A 19,300-nucleotide genomic window follows, 5' to 3' on the forward strand; every position below is an offset into this window, starting at 1 on the left:
AGTGTGATGGTCAACAATCTGAAATCAGTATCGTCGCGCCTGCTCCGGCAGCAAAACACACATTTACGGATGCAAAGTAAAACGGGGCTTTTGTGGTCGAGATCGTACTTTGTCTGTAGCACCGGAGTGGCAACGATTGAAACGTTCAGAGCCTACGTTCAGAGTCAGTCAACGCCTGATTGATCTTTAAAGCCCTGCGGGCTTTTCGCCTTATATCCCCCCCGCATTGGGCGAGGGTTTACGGCGTTTTTCGCTAAAGATGCTTTTTTCTATCAAGGACGCTCTAAAGCACGTGAATATCGTTACTTGGAACAAATCCACAAAAAGTATGTTAAACGCACTCAGTGCCAGCCAGAGCTTGTTATCAAGCCTGATTTGTTACTGCTATCGTCTGAACTCAATCCTGAATTACTTGCCAAAATTACTAAATCACAAACAAACACCATAATGAAAATAAATGGTGATTATCTTTATAAAGAAAAAGAAGAAGAGCAATATCGTTGGTACTTTCAACAAGATAAAATAAAAACAAACAGTTATAGCGGTGAAAATTCACAGTTAAAATATGAAAATATTCGTAGTTTAGCACCTCATCATTTTAATATTGAAGCGATAAACGATGAGGGAGGGCTTATTACTAATTTTCCACGTAAGTCTCTTTCTCTTACTTTGAATAAGGGGGAAACAGCGTGTTTTATTTGCCGGCGTGAAGAGTATGGCGCTGATTATTCTTATCAACCAGCATTAAACTTAGTGATGTGGGTCAAAAATCATGGTTTTTATTCTGACTATCAACAAGTAAAGCCAGCAAAACTAATACAAGAGCAAGCAATAGAGCCTTTCTATATGAAATCTGCCAGAGAGTTTGATTTTCGTAATAGCAAATTACGATTTGAGTTAGGATAAACAGCAAAAATAAGCGCCTTTTAAAGCGCTTATTTCTTTTTACTAATGATGCGGGATTGAAAGATGGCGAATTAACGCCTTTTTGATGACATTATCTTGAACTTCAAGTATTTCAAATTCGTAGTCACTTACAGTTATTTTATTACCGACAACAGGCAAGTCACCTAACTCTTCAATAATAACGCCGTTGATCGTTCGAGCTTCATCTTCAGGTAAATGCCAACCGAAAGCTTTATTGATATCTCGAATATTTGTCGTACCATCAACTAATAATGAACCGTCTTTTTGAGGAATAACTTCTTCAGCTAAAGATGGGGACATCGAAGTAGTAAAGTCACCAACAATCTCTTCAAGAATATCTTCAACGGTTACTAAACCTTGAATTTCGCCATATTCATCAACCACAATCCCTGCTTTTTCATTATTACGTTGGAAATTGACGAGCTGTAGGTTTAATGGTGTGCTTTCCGGAATAAAGTAAATTTTATCGGCAGCTTTCATCAGAATTTGTTTGGTAAATTCTTTTTTCTCGGTCATTAAGCGATAAGCTTCTCGTACTCGCAACATACCAATCGCATCGTCGAGAGTATCACGATAAAGCACAATTCGACCGTGAGGAGAATGAGTTAACTGTCTTACGATAGATTTCCATTCATCATTGACATCGATACCAAAAATTTCATTTCTTGGAACCATAATATCGCCAATCGTCACTTTTTCTAAATCTAAAATCGACAGCAACATATTCTGATTTCTTTGCGAAAGTTTTGATTTAGATTCATGAACAATAGTTCTTAACTCTTCTTTTGAGACTGCATTCCCTTGTATTACTGGAGATTTGATACCAAAAATGCGCATTAGTATTAATGTGAGTTTATTAAAAAACCAAACAATAGGTAGCATCAGTTTTTGTAAAGGAGAGAGAATGACACTGCTTGGATAAGCAAAACGCTCTGGATAAAGTGCCGCGATTGATTTTGGGAGCACTTCAGCAAAAATAAGGATGATAAAGGTCAGCACACCCGTAGCTATTGCTACACCTGCATCACCATATAAACGCATACCGACAATGGTAGCTAGCGCAGACGCAACAATATTAATCAGATTATTGCCAATCAATACTAAACTAATCAATCTGTCAGGACGTTGTAATAATTTTTCTACACGTTTTGCAGAGCGATTTCCTTGTTTCGCAGCATGACGGAGACGATAGCGATTAATCGTCATCATACTTGTTTCAGTCCCAGAAAAATAAGCTGAGGCAATAATCATACAGACAAGTATGATAATGAGCGTAGTTGTCGACACATGCTCCAAAATTGAGATCCTTTTGCTACCCTAAAATAGAAAATTAATTAAGTACTAACTCTTGTAATAAACGATTACCAAAAAAAGCTAATGTCAAAATAAGAGCACCAATTAAATTGAAAATAATGACTTTCTTTCCTCTCCAGCCTTCTCGGAAATGTCCCCATAATAAAATGATGTAAACAAACCAAGCAATGATAGAGAAAATAGATTTATGGATGTTTTCTTTACCAAAAATATTATCCATATACACCAAACCTGTACATAAGGTCAGTGTCAGTAATACCACACCCACTTGTGTAATATGAAACATTTTACGCTCAATTGACATTAATGGTGGCATTTGAGGTGAGAATTTTAGTTTCTTATTTTTTAGTTGATAGTCGAGCCAACTAAGTTGTAATGCATATAAGGCGGCGATTAACAGAGTTGCATAGCTTAATAGCGCCAATCCAATGTGAATAAAGAGTGATGTGCTACTTTCAAGATGTGTAACAAATTCACCCGGCATCAGCGCTGCAATAACAAGATTGACTATTGAGAAACAATAAACAATAGGCAGTAAGAACCATGCTCGGCCACGAGAAGCCACAATCGTCATGATAACGCAGACCATTAGGCTAACAATTGCACCTAGATTAGTGAGTGAAAGATTCTGTCCGCTGTGAGGACGGAAAATTAAAAATTTTAATGAAATGGCATGTGCAACAAGTGCAATTACCGCAAATAGTAGAGCTAATCCGCGGTATCCATTCTGCTCTTTTCGTAACAGACCAGGTAAAAACATCACCAGACTGAGTAAATAAGCGCAGACAGCGACGATAGAGATTGATATAACGGGCATAGTTTCGCTTACATATATTGTTTGAATAACTTCCTAGTATAGCGCTAGGAGCATACGGCTCCAACTATTGAAGTCATTAAGCTTAAATCTCTATGCAGAGATCCGCGAGTCATCGTGATATAATCGGTGGCATACATGACCGATAAGCCCAACTTTAACACTGAGCTAAGATAATGTTTGAGAATTTAAGTGACAGACTATCGCGCACATTGCGCAATATAAGCGGTCGAGGAAGACTGACCGAAGAAAACATTAAAGAGACACTGCGTGAAGTACGTATGGCTTTATTAGAAGCTGACGTTGCCTTACCTGTGGTTCGTGATTTTATTGCGCGAGTCAAAGAGAGCGCAGTAGGGCATGAAGTTAACAAAAGCCTGACACCAGGTCAGGAGTTTGTGAAGATTGTTCAAAATGAACTCGTCAATGCGATGGGAGAAGTGAATACTGACCTTGATCTATCAGCACAACCGCCTGCTGTTGTGTTAATGGCTGGTTTACAAGGTGCCGGTAAAACGACTAGTGTCGCAAAATTAGGTAAATTCTTAAAAGAGAAAAAGAAGAAAAAAGTTCTTGTTGTTTCTGCTGACGTTTATCGCCCAGCAGCGATTAAACAGCTTGAAACGTTAGCCGAAACGGTTGGCATTGATTTCTTTCCTTCGACTGTTCAAGAAAATCCAGTCACAATTGCAAGTAATGCATTAAAACATGCGCAACTTCAATTCTATGATGTATTGCTAGTGGATACGGCAGGTCGTTTACACGTAGATGAAGGTATGATGGAAGAGATCCAACTTCTCCATAAAGCCATTAATCCGGTGGAAACTCTATTTGTTGTTGACGCCATGACGGGGCAAGATGCGGCAAATACAGCAAAAGCATTTAATGAAGCATTGCCATTAACCGGGGTTGTATTAACCAAAGTTGACGGTGATGCGCGTGGTGGTGCTGCATTATCAATTCGCCATATCACTGGTAAGCCAATTAAATTCCTCGGTGTTGGGGAAAAAACAGAAGCCTTAGAACCTTTTCACCCGGATCGTATTGCCTCTCGCATTTTAGGCATGGGTGATGTTCTGTCTTTAATTGAAGACATTGAAAGCAAGGTTGATAGAGCGCAAGCTGAAAAGCTCGCTACAAAACTTAAAAAAGGTGATGGCTTTGATTTAAATGATTTCTTAGATCAATTAAAGCAAATGAAGAACATGGGTGGCATGGCAAGTATGCTAAGCAAAATGCCGGGTATGTCTCAGGTGCCAGATGCAGTGAAATCACAAATGGATGATTCAATTTTAGTGAAAATGGAAGCGATTATTAATTCCATGACTAAAAAAGAACGCCAAAAACCGGAAATCATTAAAGGTTCCAGAAAACGCCGTATTGCTACAGGTTCTGGAACACAAGTGCAAGATGTCAACCGTTTATTAAAACAGTTTGATGATATGCAACGTATGATGAAAAAAATGAAAAAAGGTGGCATGGCTAAGATGATGCGTAGCATGAAAGGTATGATGCCACCTGGATTCCCAGGTCGATAAAATCAAAAAGCCGGAAAAAAAACGTGCTTTGGATTGCTTTTTTCGCCAAAGTGAGTAAACTTTTCGGGCTTTTTATATGACAACCGGACTCCGTTCCTCGATGGCGTCTGGTTGTTTTATTAACTAATGAGGATGTTATGGTAACAATTCGTTTAGCTCGTGGCGGCGCAAAAAAGCGTCCGTTTTATCAAGTAGTAGTAACCGATAGCCGCAATGCGCGTGATGGTCGTTTTATTGAACGTGTAGGTTTTTATAACCCACTGGCAACCGGTAATGCAGAAGAATTACGTTTAGACGTAGACCGTGTTGAACACTGGGTTGCTCAAGGCGCAACTGTTTCAGAACGTGTTGCTGGCCTGATCAAATCAGCGAAGAAAAGCGCTTAATCTGTCGCGGTGGTAACAATGAGCGAACAAAAAACCTTAAAAGAGCCTGTAGAACCTATTGTTATGGGTAAGTTGGGCTCACCTTACGGGATCCGTGGTTGGCTCAGAGTTTTTTCTTCCACCGAACACGCCGAAAACATTTTTGAATATCAACCGTGGTTTATTCAGCGTCATGGACAGTGGGAAACCATTGAAATTGAAAGTTGGAAACATCACAACCAAGATATTATCGTCAAGCTAAAAGGTATTGATGACAGAGATGCGGCCAATTTCCTGACTAATTTTGAAATTGTCGTGAATGCTTCGCAACTTCCAGAACTTGAAGGTGAATATTACTGGAAAGATCTAATGGGTTGCCATGTAGAAACGGATAAAGGCTACGATCTAGGTGTCGTTACAGACATGATGGAAACGGGCTCAAATGATGTCATGGTGATTAAAGCGAATCTGAAAGATGCGTTCGGTATCGGGGAACGGTTAGTTCCGTTTCTTGATGGGCAGGTTATCAAGAAAGTCGATCTCTCAACGAAAAAAATTATCGTTGATTGGGATCCTGGTTTTTAGATTATCCGGTTAACGGTTCTCAATAGTGGGACACTAAAATGTGGATTGGGGTAATTAGCCTATTTCCAGAAATGTTCCGCTCTATAACCGAGTACGGGGTGACTGGTCGGGCAGTGAAGCATGGTCTGCTTAATGTAGAATGTTGGAATCCCCGAGATTTTACATACGACAGACACAATACTGTTGATGATCGTCCTTATGGCGGTGGTCCCGGTATGTTGATGATGGTTCAACCTTTAAGGGAGGCTATTCATCAAGCAAAAGCTGCGGCAGGTGATGGAGCAAAGGTGATTTATTTATCACCTCAGGGACGCAAACTCGATCAACAAGGAGTTTGTGAACTGGCAACAAATGAGAAGTTAATTCTAGTTTGTGGTCGGTATGAAGGTATAGATGAGCGTGTCATTCAGACTGAAATCGATGAAGAGTGGTCTGTTGGTGATTACGTATTAAGTGGTGGGGAACTACCTGCCATGATAATGATAGATGCAGTAGCGCGCTTTGTACCGGGAGTTCTCGGACACGCAGCCTCTGCGAAAGAAGATTCTTTTGCTGAAGGTTTACTTGATCATCCTCACTATACTCGCCCAGAGGTTTTAGATGGTATGGAAGTTCCGGCAGTTTTACTGTCAGGCAACCATGCTCATATTAATCGCTGGCGCATGAAACAGTCACTGGGTCGAACCTGGCTAAGAAGACCTGAGCTTCTGGAAAGCCTAGCTCTGACTGACGAGCAAAGAGTGCTGTTAACAGAGTTCCAACGGGAACATCTGTCAGGAACAGCAGAGTAAGTCTGACACAAGATGTCATTAATATCAGTTTACCTAGGGTAAGAGAATTATTATGAGCAATATTATTAAACAAATCGAACAAGAACAGATGAAGCAAGATGTTCCTTCATTCCGTCCTGGTGATACTTTAGAAATTAAAGTATGGGTTGTTGAAGGTTCTAAAAAACGTCTGCAGGCATTCGAGGGCGTGGTTATCGCTATTCGTAACCGCGGTCTGCACTCTGCATTCACTGTTCGTAAAATTTCTAATGGCGAAGGTGTTGAGCGTGTATTCCAAACTCACTCTCCAGTCGTAGATAGCATCACTGTGAAACGTCGTGGTGCGGTTCGTCAAGCTAAACTGTACTACCTGCGTGAGCGTTCAGGTAAGGCTGCTCGTATCAAAGAGCGTCTTAACGCTAAATAATACGCTTTCGCACATCCGAAAGTTATTGTTAAAAGGTCAGCATTTGCTGACCTTTTTTATATCTCCCGATGTTGAAAATATTGTTTGTGAGTTTTTCATCTCTGTTGCCTCTATATTCCTATCTTATCTATTATTCTTCTATCGAGATTCATTAAAAGATAATCTGTAAATATATAATTACAGATTGGTGTTTTAGTTCAATCTTGATCACATTATTCTTATTCTGTTTGTTTTTTATAACTTGTTGTTATGTATTATTTATTTTTAATTTTTGTTTTAAGTGTAAATATTTATTTACGACTTTATCGAAAATGTCAAAAATATGGATTGAATTCTTTACATTGCATGTTATCTTATCTTTCAGACACACAAAAATCACAATGACAGATATAAAAAGGTAAAGATTATGATCATGCAAAAAGACGCACTCAATAATGTGAATATCAGCGAAGAGCTGGTTTTAATTACTCCAGAAGAGTTAAAACAAAAATACCCATTGAGTCGCAATGATCTGCATGCCATTGCTCAGTCGCGTCAAACAATTTCGGAAATTGTCCAACGTCGTGACCCTCGCTTACTCGTGGTATGTGGGCCTTGTTCCATTCATGATGTTGATGTTGCGTTAGATTACGCAAAACGTCTGAAAGTCTTAGCGTCTGAATTAAGTGATAGTCTGTATATTGTGATGCGTGTCTACTTTGAAAAACCTCGTACCACCGTTGGTTGGAAAGGTTTAATTAGTGATCCATTTATGGATGGTAGCTTTGAAATGGAAAAAGGGTTACATATTGCCCGTAAGCTACTGACTGAACTTGTGCAATTAGGTCTGCCTTTAGCAACAGAAGCGTTAGATCCTAACAATCCACAATACTTAGGTGATTTGTTTAGTTGGTCTGCTATTGGTGCCAGAACAACAGAATCTCAGACTCATCGTGAAATGGCATCAGGGCTTTCAATGCCAGTTGGATTTAAAAATGGAACAGATGGTAATTTAGATACTGCAATTAATGCGATGAAAGCGGCTTCTATGCCACATCGATTTATGGGAATTAATCAATCAGGACAGGTTTGCTTATTGCAAACACAAGGCAATCCTGATGGTCATGTAATTTTACGTGGTGGGAAAACACCAAATTATCATGAAGAAGATGTTGCTCAGTGTGAAGCTCAGATGACAAAAGCGGGATTAAAACCATCATTAATGATTGATTGTAGCCATGGCAATTCTAATAAAGATTTCCGTCGTCAAACGGCGGTAGTTGATTCAGTGATTGAGCAAATCACTAAAGGTAATGAATCTATTACTGGTATTATGTTAGAAAGCCATATTAATGAAGGCAATCAATCGTCAGAGCAGCCTCGCAGTGAAATGAAATACGGTGTCTCAGTAACAGATGCATGTATTAGTTGGGAAACAACGGAGTCAGTGTTAAGAAATTTACATGCTCAACTTTCCCCGATATTGGTTCAGCGTGAAGCACAGTTAAAAAAAGTTAGTTAATCATAAAGAAAAAAGAGGCAAGCATAGATGGCTGAAGAATTACAAGGTTTGCGTGAGCAAATTGATCAGGTAGATAAATCACTGCTTTCTTTACTCGCAAAAAGAATGCAACTGGTAGCTGAAGTGGGAGAAGTTAAAAACCGTTATGGCTTACCGATTTATGCACCTGATAGAGAAGCCGCTATGCTTGCTTCTCGTCGTAATGATGCACAAATGATGGGGATTTCCCCAGATTTGATTGAAGATGTGTTACGTCGAGTAATGCGAGAATCCTATACTAAAGAAAATGATAAAGGATTTAAAACGCTTAATCCTCAGTTGGGTAAAATCGTTATTGTGGGTGGAAATGGGAAAATGGGTAAACTATTTTCTCGTTTGTTTACACTCTCTGGTTACCAAGTTGAAAGCTTAGAAGCTGATGAATGGCAAACTAAATCGCCAGCTATTTTTGACAATGCAGGAATGGTAATTATCAGTGTGCCTATTCATTTAACTGTTGAGGTTATTAAGAAACTTCCAGCTTTACCTGAAAATTGTTTACTTGTAGATCTCGCTTCTATTAAAAAAGCCCCTTTAGAAGCGATGTTAAAGGCACATAGTGGGCCAGTTTTAGGTCTTCATCCAATGTTTGGTCCTGATGTACCTAGCTTAGCAAAACAGGTTGTGGCGTACTGTGAAGGGCGAAACCACACTGCATTTGATTGGTTGTTAGAGCAGTTAATGGTATGGGGAGCAAAAATTGAGGCAATTACGCCAGAAGAACATGATAAAAACATGAGTTTTATTCAAGCACTTCGACATTTTACAACCTTTGCTTACGGTCAGCATTTAGCAAAAGAAAAAGTTGATCTTGCCAGTTTACTGCGACTTTCATCTCCTATTTACCGATTAGAATTGGCAATGATAGGGCGCTTATTTGCTCAGGATCCACAACTTTATGCTGATATTATTTTGTCATCGAAAGAGAATATTGAACTAATTCGTAGATATCATCAGTCATTAGGTCAAGCTATCGATTTATTAGATATAAATGCAAAGAGTGAGTTTGTCCATTCATTTAATAACGTGAGTGATTGGTTTGGTGATTATGCTTCTCAATTTATGAAAGAGAGTGGTGTATTATTACAAAAAGCAAATGATAGCCGAATCTAGTTAAATTATTTGTTATATAAAAGGCTGAGCAATAAAATACATTGCTCGGCCTTTTTATTTTATTAATTATTCCATGTTCAACCTATCACTATTCATCATTACAAGGTGGCGAAACACAAGCGTTAGGAACAGCGGTATCGCTATTATTTTGAGAATATTTACTCATTGATGATTTATTTTCTTTTATATCCTCACCAATATGAGCGCTTACATAACTAGTAAATAAAAATAAGAGCATTACTGTTTTTTTATTTAAAATGGAAGTAAAAACATCAATATATTTAAAAATAATCAGATAAATATCTATTCCCATCAATCAACTAATCTGCTTTACATTAATTGTTGTGTAATTGTTATTACTGGGTTTAATTAAATAATAATTAATGTTCAATATTGTCTCTTTATTAAAAGTTATTTGTTGATGAGATCTTAAAACTGAATGAAATTGAAAGGTATTATGAAAACTATAACAGTGATCAAAAAAATGCTTATAACAGTTATCGTAAATTATATTTCATAGACTCTTTTTTTTTGCAAGAAGCACTAAAAATTCAATTGTATTATTTTTTATTTATATTCCGACGTGTTTTTCAAGGGGTAATTTATGGATTTTTTAATACAACTCGCCATTATATTAGTATGTCTATTTTATGGAGCTAGGAAAGGCGGAATTGCATTAGGTCTATTAGGTGGTGTTGGTCTAGTTATTTTAGTTTTTGTTTTTAATCTTCCTCCGGGAAAACCACCTGTTGATGTAATGTTAGTTATTATTGCCGTGGTTTCTGCATCAGCAACATTACAAGCATCTGGTGGATTAGATGTGATGTTGCAAATAGCTGAAAAATTATTACGTAAAAATCCCAAATATATTTCTATTGTTGCCCCACTTGTAACTTGTACTCTTACAATATTATGTGGTACTGGACACGTGGTTTATACCATATTGCCAATTATCTATGATGTGTCGATTAAAAATAATATTCGCCCTGAAAGACCCATGGCGGCAAGTACAATCGGCTCTCAAATGGGGATTATTGCCAGCCCAGTTTCCGTTGCCGTTGTTACATTAGTCGCAATGCTCGGTGATGTAACGTTTAATGGTAAACACCTTGAGTTTTTAGATTTATTAGCAATTACTATTCCTTCTACTTTTATCGGTATTTTAGCTATTGGTATCTTTAGCTGGTTTAGAGGAAAAGATTTAGATAAAGACCAACGTTTCCAAGAGTTTGTTTCAATTCCTGAAAACCATGATTATGTTTATGGAGATACAGCGACACTTCTAGACAAAAAGCTCCCTATGAAAAACTGGGTAGCGATGTGGATTTTCTTAGGTGCGATTGCTGTTGTTGCAATATTAGGTGCTTTCTCTGAAATACGTCCTATATTTAATGGCAAACCATTATCTATGGTGCTTGTTATTCAGATGTTTATGTTATTAGCTGGTGCCTCAATTATTATTATCTGTAAAACCAACCCTTCTCTTATTTCTAAAAATGAAGTATTCCGTTCAGGGATGATAGCAATTGTTGCCGTGTATGGTATTGCTTGGATGGCAGAAACTATGTTCTCTGCACATATGAAAGAAATAGAAGCAGCATTGGGGCAATTAGTACGAGAATATCCTTGGGCTTATGCGATTGTCTTATTATTGGTATCTAAGTTTGTTAACTCTCAAGCAGCCGCTTTAGCCGCAATTGTTCCTTTAGCACTGGGTATTGGTGTTGATCCTGCTTATATTATTGCATCAGCACCCGCTTGTTATGGTTATTATATTCTACCAACTTATCCTAGTGACTTAGCTGCAATTCAATTTGACCGTTCTGGTACAACCCGAATAGGGCGTTTTGTTATTAACCACAGTTTTATTCTACCAGGATTAATTGGCGTAACAGTTTCCTGTGTCTTTGGTTGGGTATTTGCTGCGATGTATGGTTTCTTATAATTAATTTAAAATAAGAATAAAAAAGAAAAGCCAGATAGTTATATGCTATCTGGCTTTTATCTTTAATCGTGGTTATTTTACTTCAACAGGAACAACATTTTCTGAAGGGTAACAGCCTAGTATTTTTAATGAGCGCGTTGTTTGTGATAAATCATGTAAGGCTTTTTGCATATTGATATCACGTAGATTTGCTTGAACATCAATATAAAACATCTCTTCCCAAGGTGTGCCATTAATAGGACGAGACTCGAGTTTTGTCATAATAATATCGTATTTTTTTAAAATCATTAATGCATCAACTAATGCACCTGCTTGTTGCCCTGTTGCCATTAAGAAGGTTGTTTTAGCAGGTACTTGCTCTGAAACATCAATGGCTTTTCGTGCAATAACAATAAAGCGTGTTACGTTTATTTGCTGGTTTGCTAGATTATTAGCTAAGGGTTTTAAACCATAAAGAGAGCCACCCGCTTCACTACCAATAGCCGCAACATGTGGTGATTGTGATAGAGCCACTTTTTCCATTGCCGCAGCTGTACTTTCGCAATATTCAATTTTCCAGTTTGGATACTGATTTAAGTAATGGCTGCATTGTTGGAAGGGTTGAGGGTGACTATAAATAGTTTGTAACTCTTCTGGGCTACTATCCACACTTGTCAAAAGTGCATGATTAATCGGGATACGAATTTCTCCGACAATAGAGATTGATGTTGTTTGCAGTAAATCGTAAACATCATTAATTGCACCCGAACTGGTATTTTCAATTGGTAGCAAACCGTAATCCGCTTGGCCTGTATCGACAAGCGTAAAAATGTCGTCAAATTTCTGACAAGTGCAATCAACGAAGGTATCAAAATGGCGAGCTGCATATTGACGAGCAGCAATATGTGAATAAGAGCCTTTAGGCCCTAAATAAGCAATTCTGGCTGACTCATTGGGTGTTGCATTAAGATGTTGTTGTAGAATGGCTTGTTGCGTTAGTACTGAGTCTTCAATGATCATTTGAAAAATACGACTAATATAAAAACCATCTAGCCCAACGTTTTTTCCTTTCTCAATTAGTAAATCAAGTAATTCACGCTCACGATTTTTATCTCTAATAGGGCGATGTGTATTCAATTTAAATTGAGCAACATCAGCAGATAATTGGCGTCTGTTTGCTAACAACGTGAGTAATTCTGAATCTAACGTTGTAATTTTATCTCTGATTGCTAATAAATCGAGTTTTTCCATGTTTAAGCCCTATACCGTTATGTCATGCCATCATAAATAAAAAAGCCTCCAAATTGGAGGCTATTGTCGTTCTTATTTTTCTTTCTGAAATGACAAAGCCTCTTAATGAAAGAGCAGAAAGAAAAAGAAGAAAGGCAAATGTGAATGTTTGTTCATTATATTGATTGGTAAATTATTTAACATATAGCTATCAAACATGATGATGTGAAAGGAGTCAAGAACAAATACAATAAAAAGCGCACCACTAGGGTGCGCAGAGGCGTTTTGAGTCAGTGATTTATTCTAATTTTTAATCTTGCTTTACTATTTACATTTCATCGACAAGTAAATTCTCTTCTTTCAGGCTGTTATTAGCCCGGCGAGATTCGTTTTTATGCTGAACTTTGTTTAATTGACGTTCAAGTTTTGCGAGTAAGTCATTAATTGCAACATACATATCGGTGTGTTGTGCATTAGCGACCAATTGCCCATTTGGTGTATGAATGCTGGCATCAACACTAAAACCCTTAGGATCTTTCGTAAGAATAATATGAGGATTGATTAAATTTACCTGCCATTTATTGAGTTTAGTTAAACGGCTTTCAATGTGTTCTCGTAGTGCTGGGGTAATTTCCATTTGTTTGCTAGTAATATTTATAATCATATAGTTACCTCTTTATTACTCCATCTTCGATAAATTCAGAATATCGTGATACACAATTTAAAACATGATCAAAATCACCTTTTGTTAGATGTATGTGTAACTAGTAATAAAAACGTGACAAATGATAAATAGCTGAAAAAGACCGCTTGTTAAGTTGTATTTATTCGGTCATATTAGGAAGGTTGGGCTGATGAAAAGTAAAGACAATTTAGCTAGAAAAGAATAAAAAAACAGCAGCGATAAGCTGCTGTTTTTGATAGTGAGGCTTTAATTAGGCAGGATTAGCTGCAATCAATGAAGCGACTTTTTCTGCTTCTTGTGTCAGTCCTAACTCTTTATAAGCGTTTTCCATATAGACAAGCGCGTCGCGAGTGGCTTGTGTATCAGGATAATCACGCATCATTTGCTCGACTCTATTAATAACCGCGACATAAGCCCCTCGTTTAGTATAGAATTTCGCAACAGAAAGTTCATACTTCGCTAAACGATTTTTAAGAAAGATGAGACGTTTAGTTGCATCAGCGGCATAAAGGCTGTCTGGATAGTAACGAACTAATTGACTAAAATCTTTGAATGCAACAATTGCATGTTGAGGATCACGGTCTGAACGATCAATACCAAAGAACCCTTGTAATGCACTATCATCTAATGCCTGAGCTGTTAAGCCACGCATATAAAGAACATAGTCGATATTAGGATGGGTTGGGTTTAATCGCATAAAACGGTCGATTGCTGAAATCGCCATCGGTAGTTCCGCTGATTTATAATAAGCATAAATCAGATCGAGTTGAACTTGTTGCGAGTAAGGGCCAAAAGGATAGCGATTATCGAGAGACTCTAATTGTTTGATAGCCGCTCCATAATTGCCATCTAGCAATTTTTCCTGACTGGTTGAGTAAAGCTCAGAAGGCGACATATCGGCAGTAGCGTCTTTGTCTGAACTCGAACAGCCAGCAAGTAACAGGCTTACAGTGGCCGCTGCCACTAGGTATTTAATGCGTCTCATCACGTATTGATTATCCTCTGAATAGGTTTGGGGAGTCTCTCCGTGAAGCTCCCCTGAAATCGGTTACACTATAACTCATTTTAAATGAAACGGCTGTGCCGTCAAAACACTAACTTAATCAATAGAAAATTATTTATGTCTCAACAAATACGACTTAATGCTACAGTCGCAGATTCACAGCTGGGTCAACGCTTAGATCAGGCTTTGGCCGAAATGTTCCCTGATTATTCAAGATCTCGTATAAAAGAGTGGATCTTAGACAATAGAGTGCAGGTTAACGATAAAATCATCAATAAGCCAAAAGAAAAAATGCTTGGCGGTGAAAAAATTGAAGTCGATGCCTTAATTGAAGAGGATGTTCGCTGGGAGCCTCAGAATATTCCGTTAAATATCGTCTATGAAGATGATGATATTTTAGTTATCAATAAGCCAAGAGATCTCGTTGTACATCCTGGTGCTGGTAATCCTGATGGCACCGTATTAAACGCATTACTTTATCGCTATCCAGAGATTGCTAACGTTCCTCGTGCAGGTATTGTCCATCGATTGGATAAAGATACAACAGGTCTAATGGTTGTTGCAAAAACAGTTCCTGCTCAAACGCATTTAGTCGAAGCTTTACAACGTCGTGAAATTACACGTGAGTACGAAGCCGTTGCAACAGGAAGAATGACAGCGGGAGGATTAGTGAATGAACCTATTTCACGACATCCAACTAAACGTACACATATGGCTGTGCACCCAATGGGTAAACCCGCAGTAACACATTATCGTGTTATGGAGCATTTCCGTGCTCATACACGTTTGCGCTTACGTTTAGAAACTGGTCGTACTCACCAAATTCGTGTTCATATGGCACATATTCACCATGCTTTAATCGGTGATCAGCTTTATGCAGGAAGACCTCGTCCTTTAAAAGGGGCGTCAGATGAATTGCGAGAAACGTTACGCTTATTTGATAGACAAGCTTTGCATGCAACGATGCTACGTCTTTATCATCCAATAACAGGTATTGAAATGGAATGGCATGCCCCTTTACCTGATGATATGGTTAAGCTTATCGATGTGCTAAAAGCTGACGTTGAACAGTTTAAAGATGAAATGGATTGGTAAATGACTTCATTGATTTTTCCAGATTGGCCACAACCTGAAAATATTGGGTCTTGCAGTACCTTGAGAGTGGGAGGGATTAGTCAGTCACCTTATAATAGCCTCAATCTAGGTACTCATGTTGGTGATAAATTATCTGATGTTGAAGAAAATAGACGCAGACTTTGTCAGCAAGCTCAATTGCCTGAAATGCCACTATGGCTTGAACAAGTTCATGGTACCCATGTTGTTACGCTAAATGCTGAGACAAATAATGAAGTACAAGGTGATGCCCTTTACACCTCAACTGTGAAAAAAGTTTGTGCAATTATGACGGCAGATTGTTTGCCCGTCCTTTTTACAACTCTTGATGGAACAGAAGTTGGCGCAGCTCATGGTGGATGGCGAGGGCTTTGCCATGGTGTATTACAAAATACACTGGCGCAGTTTAAAGCGCCTAAAGATCAAATTATGGCATGGTTAGGACCAGCAATTGGGTCAACTGCTTTTGAGGTAGGCTCTGAAGTCCGTTTGGCGTTTATAGAAAAAAATATTGCCTTTGAATCTGCATTTATTCCCCACAATGGTAAATACTTAGCTAATATTTATATGTTAGCGAGAATAATCTTACAGGAAAGTGGAGTAACTCAGATTTATGGTGGCGATTTTTGTACTGTAACAGATCCATCGCGCTTTTTTTCTTATAGACGAGAGCATGTAACAGGGCGAATGGCATCATTAATCTGGATTAAATAAACTTCCTCGCAACGTTTTTCTCACTTATCTCAAATATTGATGAATATTTTTGCTCAAAATTTTTATTTTGAGCTTGAATATTGTCAAAATGACCTCATCTATTCTCCAGTTACGAATTTTACTTTAAATTTTACTTGGAGGTGTTATGCGTCTGGATAAATTAACCAACAAATTCCAGCAAGCTCTCGCAGACGCCCAGTCATTGGCACTTGGGAACGATAATCAATTTATAGAACCCATACATTTACTGAGTGCGTTATTTAATCAACAAGGTGGCTCAATTCGCCCTTTATTAACATCTGTAGGTGTTAATGCATCGCAATTTAATGAGCGAATTAATGATGCTTTGTCTCGATTACCTAAAGTCGAAGGTGCTGGTGGAGAAGTTCATCCCTCAAATGATTTAATTAAGCACCTTAATTTGTGCGATAAATTGGCACAGAAAAAAGGTGACGAATTTATTTCGTCAGAGCTCTTTCTTTTAGCTGCCATGGAAACCGGTGGTCAAGTTGCTGATATGCTAAAAGCAGCCGGAGCGAATAAAGCGAGTCTTGAGATAGCGATTGAAAAAATACGTGGTGGAGAAACAGTGAACGATCAAAATGCAGAAGACCAACGTCAGGCATTGAAAAAATATACTGTGGATTTAACGGAAAGAGCAGAACAAGGCAAACTCGATCCTGTTATTGGCCGTGATGAAGAAATAAGAAGAACTATTCAAGTTTTACAACGTCGTACTAAAAACAACCCTGTGCTTATTGGTGAACCGGGTGTAGGTAAAACAGCGATTGTTGAAGGTTTGGCTCAACGTATAGTTAATGGTGAAGTCCCAGAAGGTTTAAAGAATAAGCGCGTACTTTCTTTAGATATGGGCTCGTTGTTAGCAGGTGCTAAATATCGTGGTGAATTTGAAGAACGTTTAAAAGCGGTTTTAAATGATTTATCTAAACAGGAAGGCAGTGTCATTCTGTTTATTGATGAATTACATACGATGGTTGGCGCAGGTAAAGCAGACGGTGCTATGGATGCGGGGAATATGTTAAAGCCTGCATTAGCTCGTGGTGAATTACACTGTGTGGGTGCAACAACACTTGACGAATATCGTCAATATATTGAAAAAGATGCTGCATTAGAGCGCCGTTTCCAAAAAGTATATGTAGCTGAGCCTACAGTTGAAGATACTATCGCCATTTTACGTGGTCTAAAAGAACGTTATGAACTTCATCATCATGTTCAAATTACGGACCCTGCGATTGTTGCTGCAGCGACTTTATCTCATCGCTATATTTCTGACCGTATGTTGCCAGATAAAGCGATTGATTTAATTGATGAAGCAGGTGCAAGCCTACGTATGCAGATGGATTCAAAACCAGAAGCACTAGATAGACTTGATAGACGTATCATTCAGCTTAAACTTGAACAACAAGCACTACAAAAAGAGTCTGATGAGGCAAGTAAAAAACGTTTAGAGATGCTAAATGAAGAACTTGCTGAAAAAGAGAAAGAGTATTCTGTTTTAGAAGAAGAGTGGAAAGCAGAAAAAGCAGAGCTTACTGGTACTCAGCATATCAAATCGGAATTAGAGCAGGCCCGTATAGCATTAGAGCAAGCTCGCCGTAGTGGTGACTTGGCAAAAATGTCAGAGATCCAATATGGACAAATTCCGACACTAGAAAAACAGCTTGCTGAAGCTAATAAAGCTGAAGATAAGCATATGAAGCTGTTACGTAATAAAGTTACTGATGCTGAAATTGCTGAAATCTTAGCGCGTTGGACAGGTATTCCTGTATCTAGAATGCTAGAAGGGGAACGTGAAAAACTGTTAAGAATGGAACAAGAGCTACATAGACGTGTTATTGGTCAGGCAGAGGCTGTAAGTGCAGTATCTAATGCTATTCGTCGTAGCCGTGCCGGATTATCTGATCCTAATCGCCCAATTGGTTCGTTCTTATTTTTGGGGCCGACAGGGGTTGGTAAGACTGAGTTGTGTAAAGCATTAGCGAACTTCTTGTTTGATAGTGATGATGCAATGGTTCGTATCGATATGTCTGAATTTATGGAAAAACACTCCGTTTCTCGTTTAGTGGGGGCGCCTCCAGGATATGTTGGTTACGAAGAAGGTGGGTATTTAACAGAGGCAGTTCGCCGTCGCCCTTATTCAGTCATCTTATTAGATGAAGTTGAAAAAGCGCATCCAGATGTATTCAATATCTTATTGCAAGTATTGGATGATGGTCGTTTAACAGATGGGCAAGGTAGAACAGTCGATTTTCGTAATACAGTTGTCATTATGACATCTAACTTAGGGTCTGATTTAATTCAAGAACGTTTCGGGACAATTGATTATCCTGAAATGAAAAATATTGTGATGGATGTTGTTGGCCATCATTTCAGACCAGAGTTTATCAACCGTATTGATGAAGTGGTCGTATTCCATCCATTAGGTAAAGAAAACATTGCAGCGATTGCACAAATTCAGTTGCGTCGTTTATACCAGCGTTTAGAAGAGCGTGGTTATCACGTTACTATTACTGGGGCTGCATTAGAGAAATTGAGCGAAGTTGGATTCGATCCAATTTATGGTGCTCGTCCATTGAAACGGGCTATCCAGCAAGAGGTTGAAAACCCATTAGCTCAAGACATTTTGTCTGGTAAATTATTACCAGGTAAAGAGATTATCTTAGATTTGGATAACAATAAGATAATTGCAAAACAGTAATAGAGTATCTTCTCTATTTATTATGATAAATAAGAGATGTCGTGAAACTGAAAAAGAGGCTTATATAAGCCTCTTTTTTTATGCACTTAATATATAAATAAAGGTTTAACCGTTAAATCGCTAAGAATCACAGATAAAATTGAAACTTTTTTGAACAATTGGTGTCTATTATTTATACTTTCATAGGGCGTTTGATTATAAAGTATTCGCTTGGTAAATTTTTTTAAAATAACACTTGCGCTAATTCGAGATCTCCCTATAATGCGCATCCACTGACCGGCGATGAGCAAACAACAAGCCACGCAGGACGGTGAAGAGAAAAGAAAAAAGTTTGAAAAAACTCTTGACTCTTCAGAGGAATAACGTAATATACGCCTCCTCGCAACAGCGCGGAAGACCGGAAACGGCAGCGAATGTTGCACTGCTCTTTAACAAATTATCAGACAATCTGTGTGGGCACTCGCAGAGACGATATCTTCTAAAATATTAGATGTATCAAGTCTTGAAGAGTGAACAACA

At 38.3% G+C, this 19,300-nt stretch carries 19 protein-coding genes and 1 other annotated feature; of the genes, 13 read left to right on the forward strand and 6 right to left on the reverse strand.

Translation table 11 applies throughout. The annotated features are described in order from the left end of the window. The coding region (locus QSH13_RS17515) for a transposase (protein WP_286039410.1) at positions 1–183 on the forward strand (183 nt) is incomplete at its 5' end. A 123-nt stretch (positions 184–306) separates the two neighbouring features. Then, positions 307–906 (forward strand): hypothetical protein, encoded by a 600-nt coding sequence (locus QSH13_RS17520; RefSeq protein WP_109407215.1) that lies wholly within the window; start codon positions 307–309, stop codon positions 904–906. Between the two features lie 42 nt (positions 907–948). Here the strand turns inward: QSH13_RS17520 and QSH13_RS17525 are convergent, their stop codons facing one another. Further along, positions 949–2,223, reverse strand: a complete 1,275-nt coding sequence (locus QSH13_RS17525; protein WP_072063506.1) for an HlyC/CorC family transporter — start codon at positions 2,221–2,223, stop codon at positions 949–951. 34 nt (positions 2,224–2,257) lie between these two features. Further along, positions 2,258–3,058 carry a cytochrome C assembly family protein gene (locus tag QSH13_RS17530; RefSeq protein ID WP_196544822.1) on the reverse strand — a complete coding sequence of 267 codons (801 nt, stop codon included), beginning with the start codon at positions 3,056–3,058 and terminating at the stop codon, positions 2,258–2,260. Between the two features lie 173 nt (positions 3,059–3,231). Between QSH13_RS17530 and ffh the strand changes: the two genes are divergently transcribed. From ffh to tyrA, 7 genes are all read left to right on the forward strand, one after another. Continuing rightward, complete coding sequence (ffh, locus tag QSH13_RS17535; protein WP_109396311.1) at positions 3,232–4,593, forward strand: signal recognition particle protein; 1,362 nt, start codon at positions 3,232–3,234, stop codon at positions 4,591–4,593. A gap of 137 nt (positions 4,594–4,730) precedes the next feature. Further along, the gene (gene rpsP, locus QSH13_RS17540; protein WP_004244772.1) at positions 4,731–4,979 is read left to right on the forward strand and encodes a 30S ribosomal protein S16; all 249 of its coding nucleotides are present in this window, start codon (positions 4,731–4,733) and stop codon (positions 4,977–4,979) included. Positions 4,980–4,997: 18 nt separating this feature from the next. Then, positions 4,998–5,543, forward strand: a complete 546-nt coding sequence (gene rimM, locus QSH13_RS17545; protein ID WP_196544824.1) for a ribosome maturation factor RimM — start codon at positions 4,998–5,000, stop codon at positions 5,541–5,543. A 38-nt stretch (positions 5,544–5,581) separates the two neighbouring features. Beyond that, positions 5,582–6,334, forward strand: a complete 753-nt coding sequence (trmD, locus tag QSH13_RS17550; RefSeq protein ID WP_006534750.1) for a tRNA (guanosine(37)-N1)-methyltransferase TrmD — start codon at positions 5,582–5,584, stop codon at positions 6,332–6,334. A 52-nt stretch (positions 6,335–6,386) separates the two neighbouring features. Beyond that, a complete protein-coding gene (rplS, locus tag QSH13_RS17555) occupies positions 6,387–6,740 on the forward strand; it encodes a 50S ribosomal protein L19 (RefSeq protein WP_006534749.1) in 354 nt (117 codons plus the stop codon). A gap of 406 nt (positions 6,741–7,146) precedes the next feature. Further along, complete coding sequence (locus tag QSH13_RS17560; RefSeq protein ID WP_286039409.1) at positions 7,147–8,241, forward strand: 3-deoxy-7-phosphoheptulonate synthase; 1,095 nt, start codon at positions 7,147–7,149, stop codon at positions 8,239–8,241. Between the two features lie 27 nt (positions 8,242–8,268). Beyond that, positions 8,269–9,393 carry a bifunctional chorismate mutase/prephenate dehydrogenase gene (gene tyrA / locus QSH13_RS17565; protein ID WP_185901810.1) on the forward strand — a complete coding sequence of 375 codons (1,125 nt, stop codon included), beginning with the start codon at positions 8,269–8,271 and terminating at the stop codon, positions 9,391–9,393. An 88-nt stretch (positions 9,394–9,481) separates the two neighbouring features. Here the strand turns inward: tyrA and QSH13_RS17570 are convergent, their stop codons facing one another. Further along, on the reverse strand, positions 9,482–9,706 hold the full coding sequence (locus QSH13_RS17570) for a hypothetical protein (protein WP_196544826.1): 225 nt from the start codon (positions 9,704–9,706) through the stop codon (positions 9,482–9,484). A 291-nt stretch (positions 9,707–9,997) separates the two neighbouring features. Between QSH13_RS17570 and QSH13_RS17575 the strand changes: the two genes are divergently transcribed. Then, complete coding sequence (locus tag QSH13_RS17575) at positions 9,998–11,338, forward strand: anaerobic C4-dicarboxylate transporter (RefSeq protein WP_286039408.1); 1,341 nt, start codon at positions 9,998–10,000, stop codon at positions 11,336–11,338. 72 nt (positions 11,339–11,410) lie between these two features. Here QSH13_RS17575 and pheA read toward each other — a convergent pair whose 3' ends face one another. The 3 genes from pheA to bamD form a co-directional block, all read right to left on the reverse strand. Further along, positions 11,411–12,568 carry a bifunctional chorismate mutase/prephenate dehydratase gene (pheA, locus tag QSH13_RS17580; protein ID WP_109396307.1) on the reverse strand — a complete coding sequence of 386 codons (1,158 nt, stop codon included), beginning with the start codon at positions 12,566–12,568 and terminating at the stop codon, positions 11,411–11,413. A gap of 35 nt (positions 12,569–12,603) precedes the next feature. After that, positions 12,604–12,719, reverse strand: a sequence feature (Phe leader region). 156 nt (positions 12,720–12,875) lie between these two features. After that, positions 12,876–13,211 carry a ribosome-associated translation inhibitor RaiA gene (gene raiA / locus QSH13_RS17585; RefSeq protein WP_109396306.1) on the reverse strand — a complete coding sequence of 112 codons (336 nt, stop codon included), beginning with the start codon at positions 13,209–13,211 and terminating at the stop codon, positions 12,876–12,878. Positions 13,212–13,482: 271 nt separating this feature from the next. After that, positions 13,483–14,217 carry an outer membrane protein assembly factor BamD gene (gene bamD / locus QSH13_RS17590; protein WP_109407212.1) on the reverse strand — a complete coding sequence of 245 codons (735 nt, stop codon included), beginning with the start codon at positions 14,215–14,217 and terminating at the stop codon, positions 13,483–13,485. Positions 14,218–14,352: 135 nt separating this feature from the next. Here bamD and rluD point away from each other — a divergent pair, with 135 nt between their 5' ends. The 3 genes from rluD (at position 14,353) to clpB (ending at position 18,781) form a co-directional block, all read left to right on the forward strand. Beyond that, on the forward strand, positions 14,353–15,330 hold the full coding sequence (gene rluD, locus QSH13_RS17595; RefSeq protein WP_109396304.1) for a 23S rRNA pseudouridine(1911/1915/1917) synthase RluD: 978 nt from the start codon (positions 14,353–14,355) through the stop codon (positions 15,328–15,330). Then, entirely contained in the window at positions 15,331–16,062 is a 732-nt protein-coding gene (yfiH, locus tag QSH13_RS17600) for a purine nucleoside phosphorylase YfiH (protein ID WP_286039407.1), read from the forward strand. A 145-nt stretch (positions 16,063–16,207) separates the two neighbouring features. Then, positions 16,208–18,781, forward strand: coding sequence for an ATP-dependent chaperone ClpB (gene clpB, locus QSH13_RS17605; RefSeq protein ID WP_185901813.1), 2,574 nt, complete (start codon positions 16,208–16,210; stop codon positions 18,779–18,781). The last annotated feature ends 519 nt before the right edge of the window (positions 18,782–19,300 follow it).

Source organism: Proteus faecis (assembly GCF_030286765.1).
GTDB lineage: Bacteria > Pseudomonadota > Gammaproteobacteria > Enterobacterales > Enterobacteriaceae > Proteus > Proteus faecis.

Coding starts and splice junctions, on each gene's coding strand:
- ffh (WP_109396311.1), top strand. CDS start 3,232: ATGTTTGAGAATTTAAGTGACAGACTATCGCGCACATTGCGCAATATA.
- yfiH (WP_286039407.1), top strand. CDS start 15,331: ATGACTTCATTGATTTTTCCAGATTGGCCACAACCTGAAAATATTGGG.
- rpsP (WP_004244772.1), top strand. CDS start 4,731: ATGGTAACAATTCGTTTAGCTCGTGGCGGCGCAAAAAAGCGTCCGTTT.
- QSH13_RS17560 (WP_286039409.1), top strand. CDS start 7,147: ATGATCATGCAAAAAGACGCACTCAATAATGTGAATATCAGCGAAGAG.
- raiA (WP_109396306.1), bottom strand. CDS start 13,211: ATGATTATAAATATTACTAGCAAACAAATGGAAATTACCCCAGCACTA.
- pheA (WP_109396307.1), bottom strand. CDS start 12,568: ATGGAAAAACTCGATTTATTAGCAATCAGAGATAAAATTACAACGTTA.
- trmD (WP_006534750.1), top strand. CDS start 5,582: ATGTGGATTGGGGTAATTAGCCTATTTCCAGAAATGTTCCGCTCTATA.
- QSH13_RS17570 (WP_196544826.1), bottom strand. CDS start 9,706: ATGGGAATAGATATTTATCTGATTATTTTTAAATATATTGATGTTTTT.
- rluD (WP_109396304.1), top strand. CDS start 14,353: ATGTCTCAACAAATACGACTTAATGCTACAGTCGCAGATTCACAGCTG.
- tyrA (WP_185901810.1), top strand. CDS start 8,269: ATGGCTGAAGAATTACAAGGTTTGCGTGAGCAAATTGATCAGGTAGAT.
- QSH13_RS17530 (WP_196544822.1), bottom strand. CDS start 3,058: ATGCCCGTTATATCAATCTCTATCGTCGCTGTCTGCGCTTATTTACTC.
- bamD (WP_109407212.1), bottom strand. CDS start 14,217: ATGAGACGCATTAAATACCTAGTGGCAGCGGCCACTGTAAGCCTGTTA.
- rplS (WP_006534749.1), top strand. CDS start 6,387: ATGAGCAATATTATTAAACAAATCGAACAAGAACAGATGAAGCAAGAT.
- rimM (WP_196544824.1), top strand. CDS start 4,998: ATGAGCGAACAAAAAACCTTAAAAGAGCCTGTAGAACCTATTGTTATG.
- QSH13_RS17575 (WP_286039408.1), top strand. CDS start 9,998: ATGGATTTTTTAATACAACTCGCCATTATATTAGTATGTCTATTTTAT.
- clpB (WP_185901813.1), top strand. CDS start 16,208: ATGCGTCTGGATAAATTAACCAACAAATTCCAGCAAGCTCTCGCAGAC.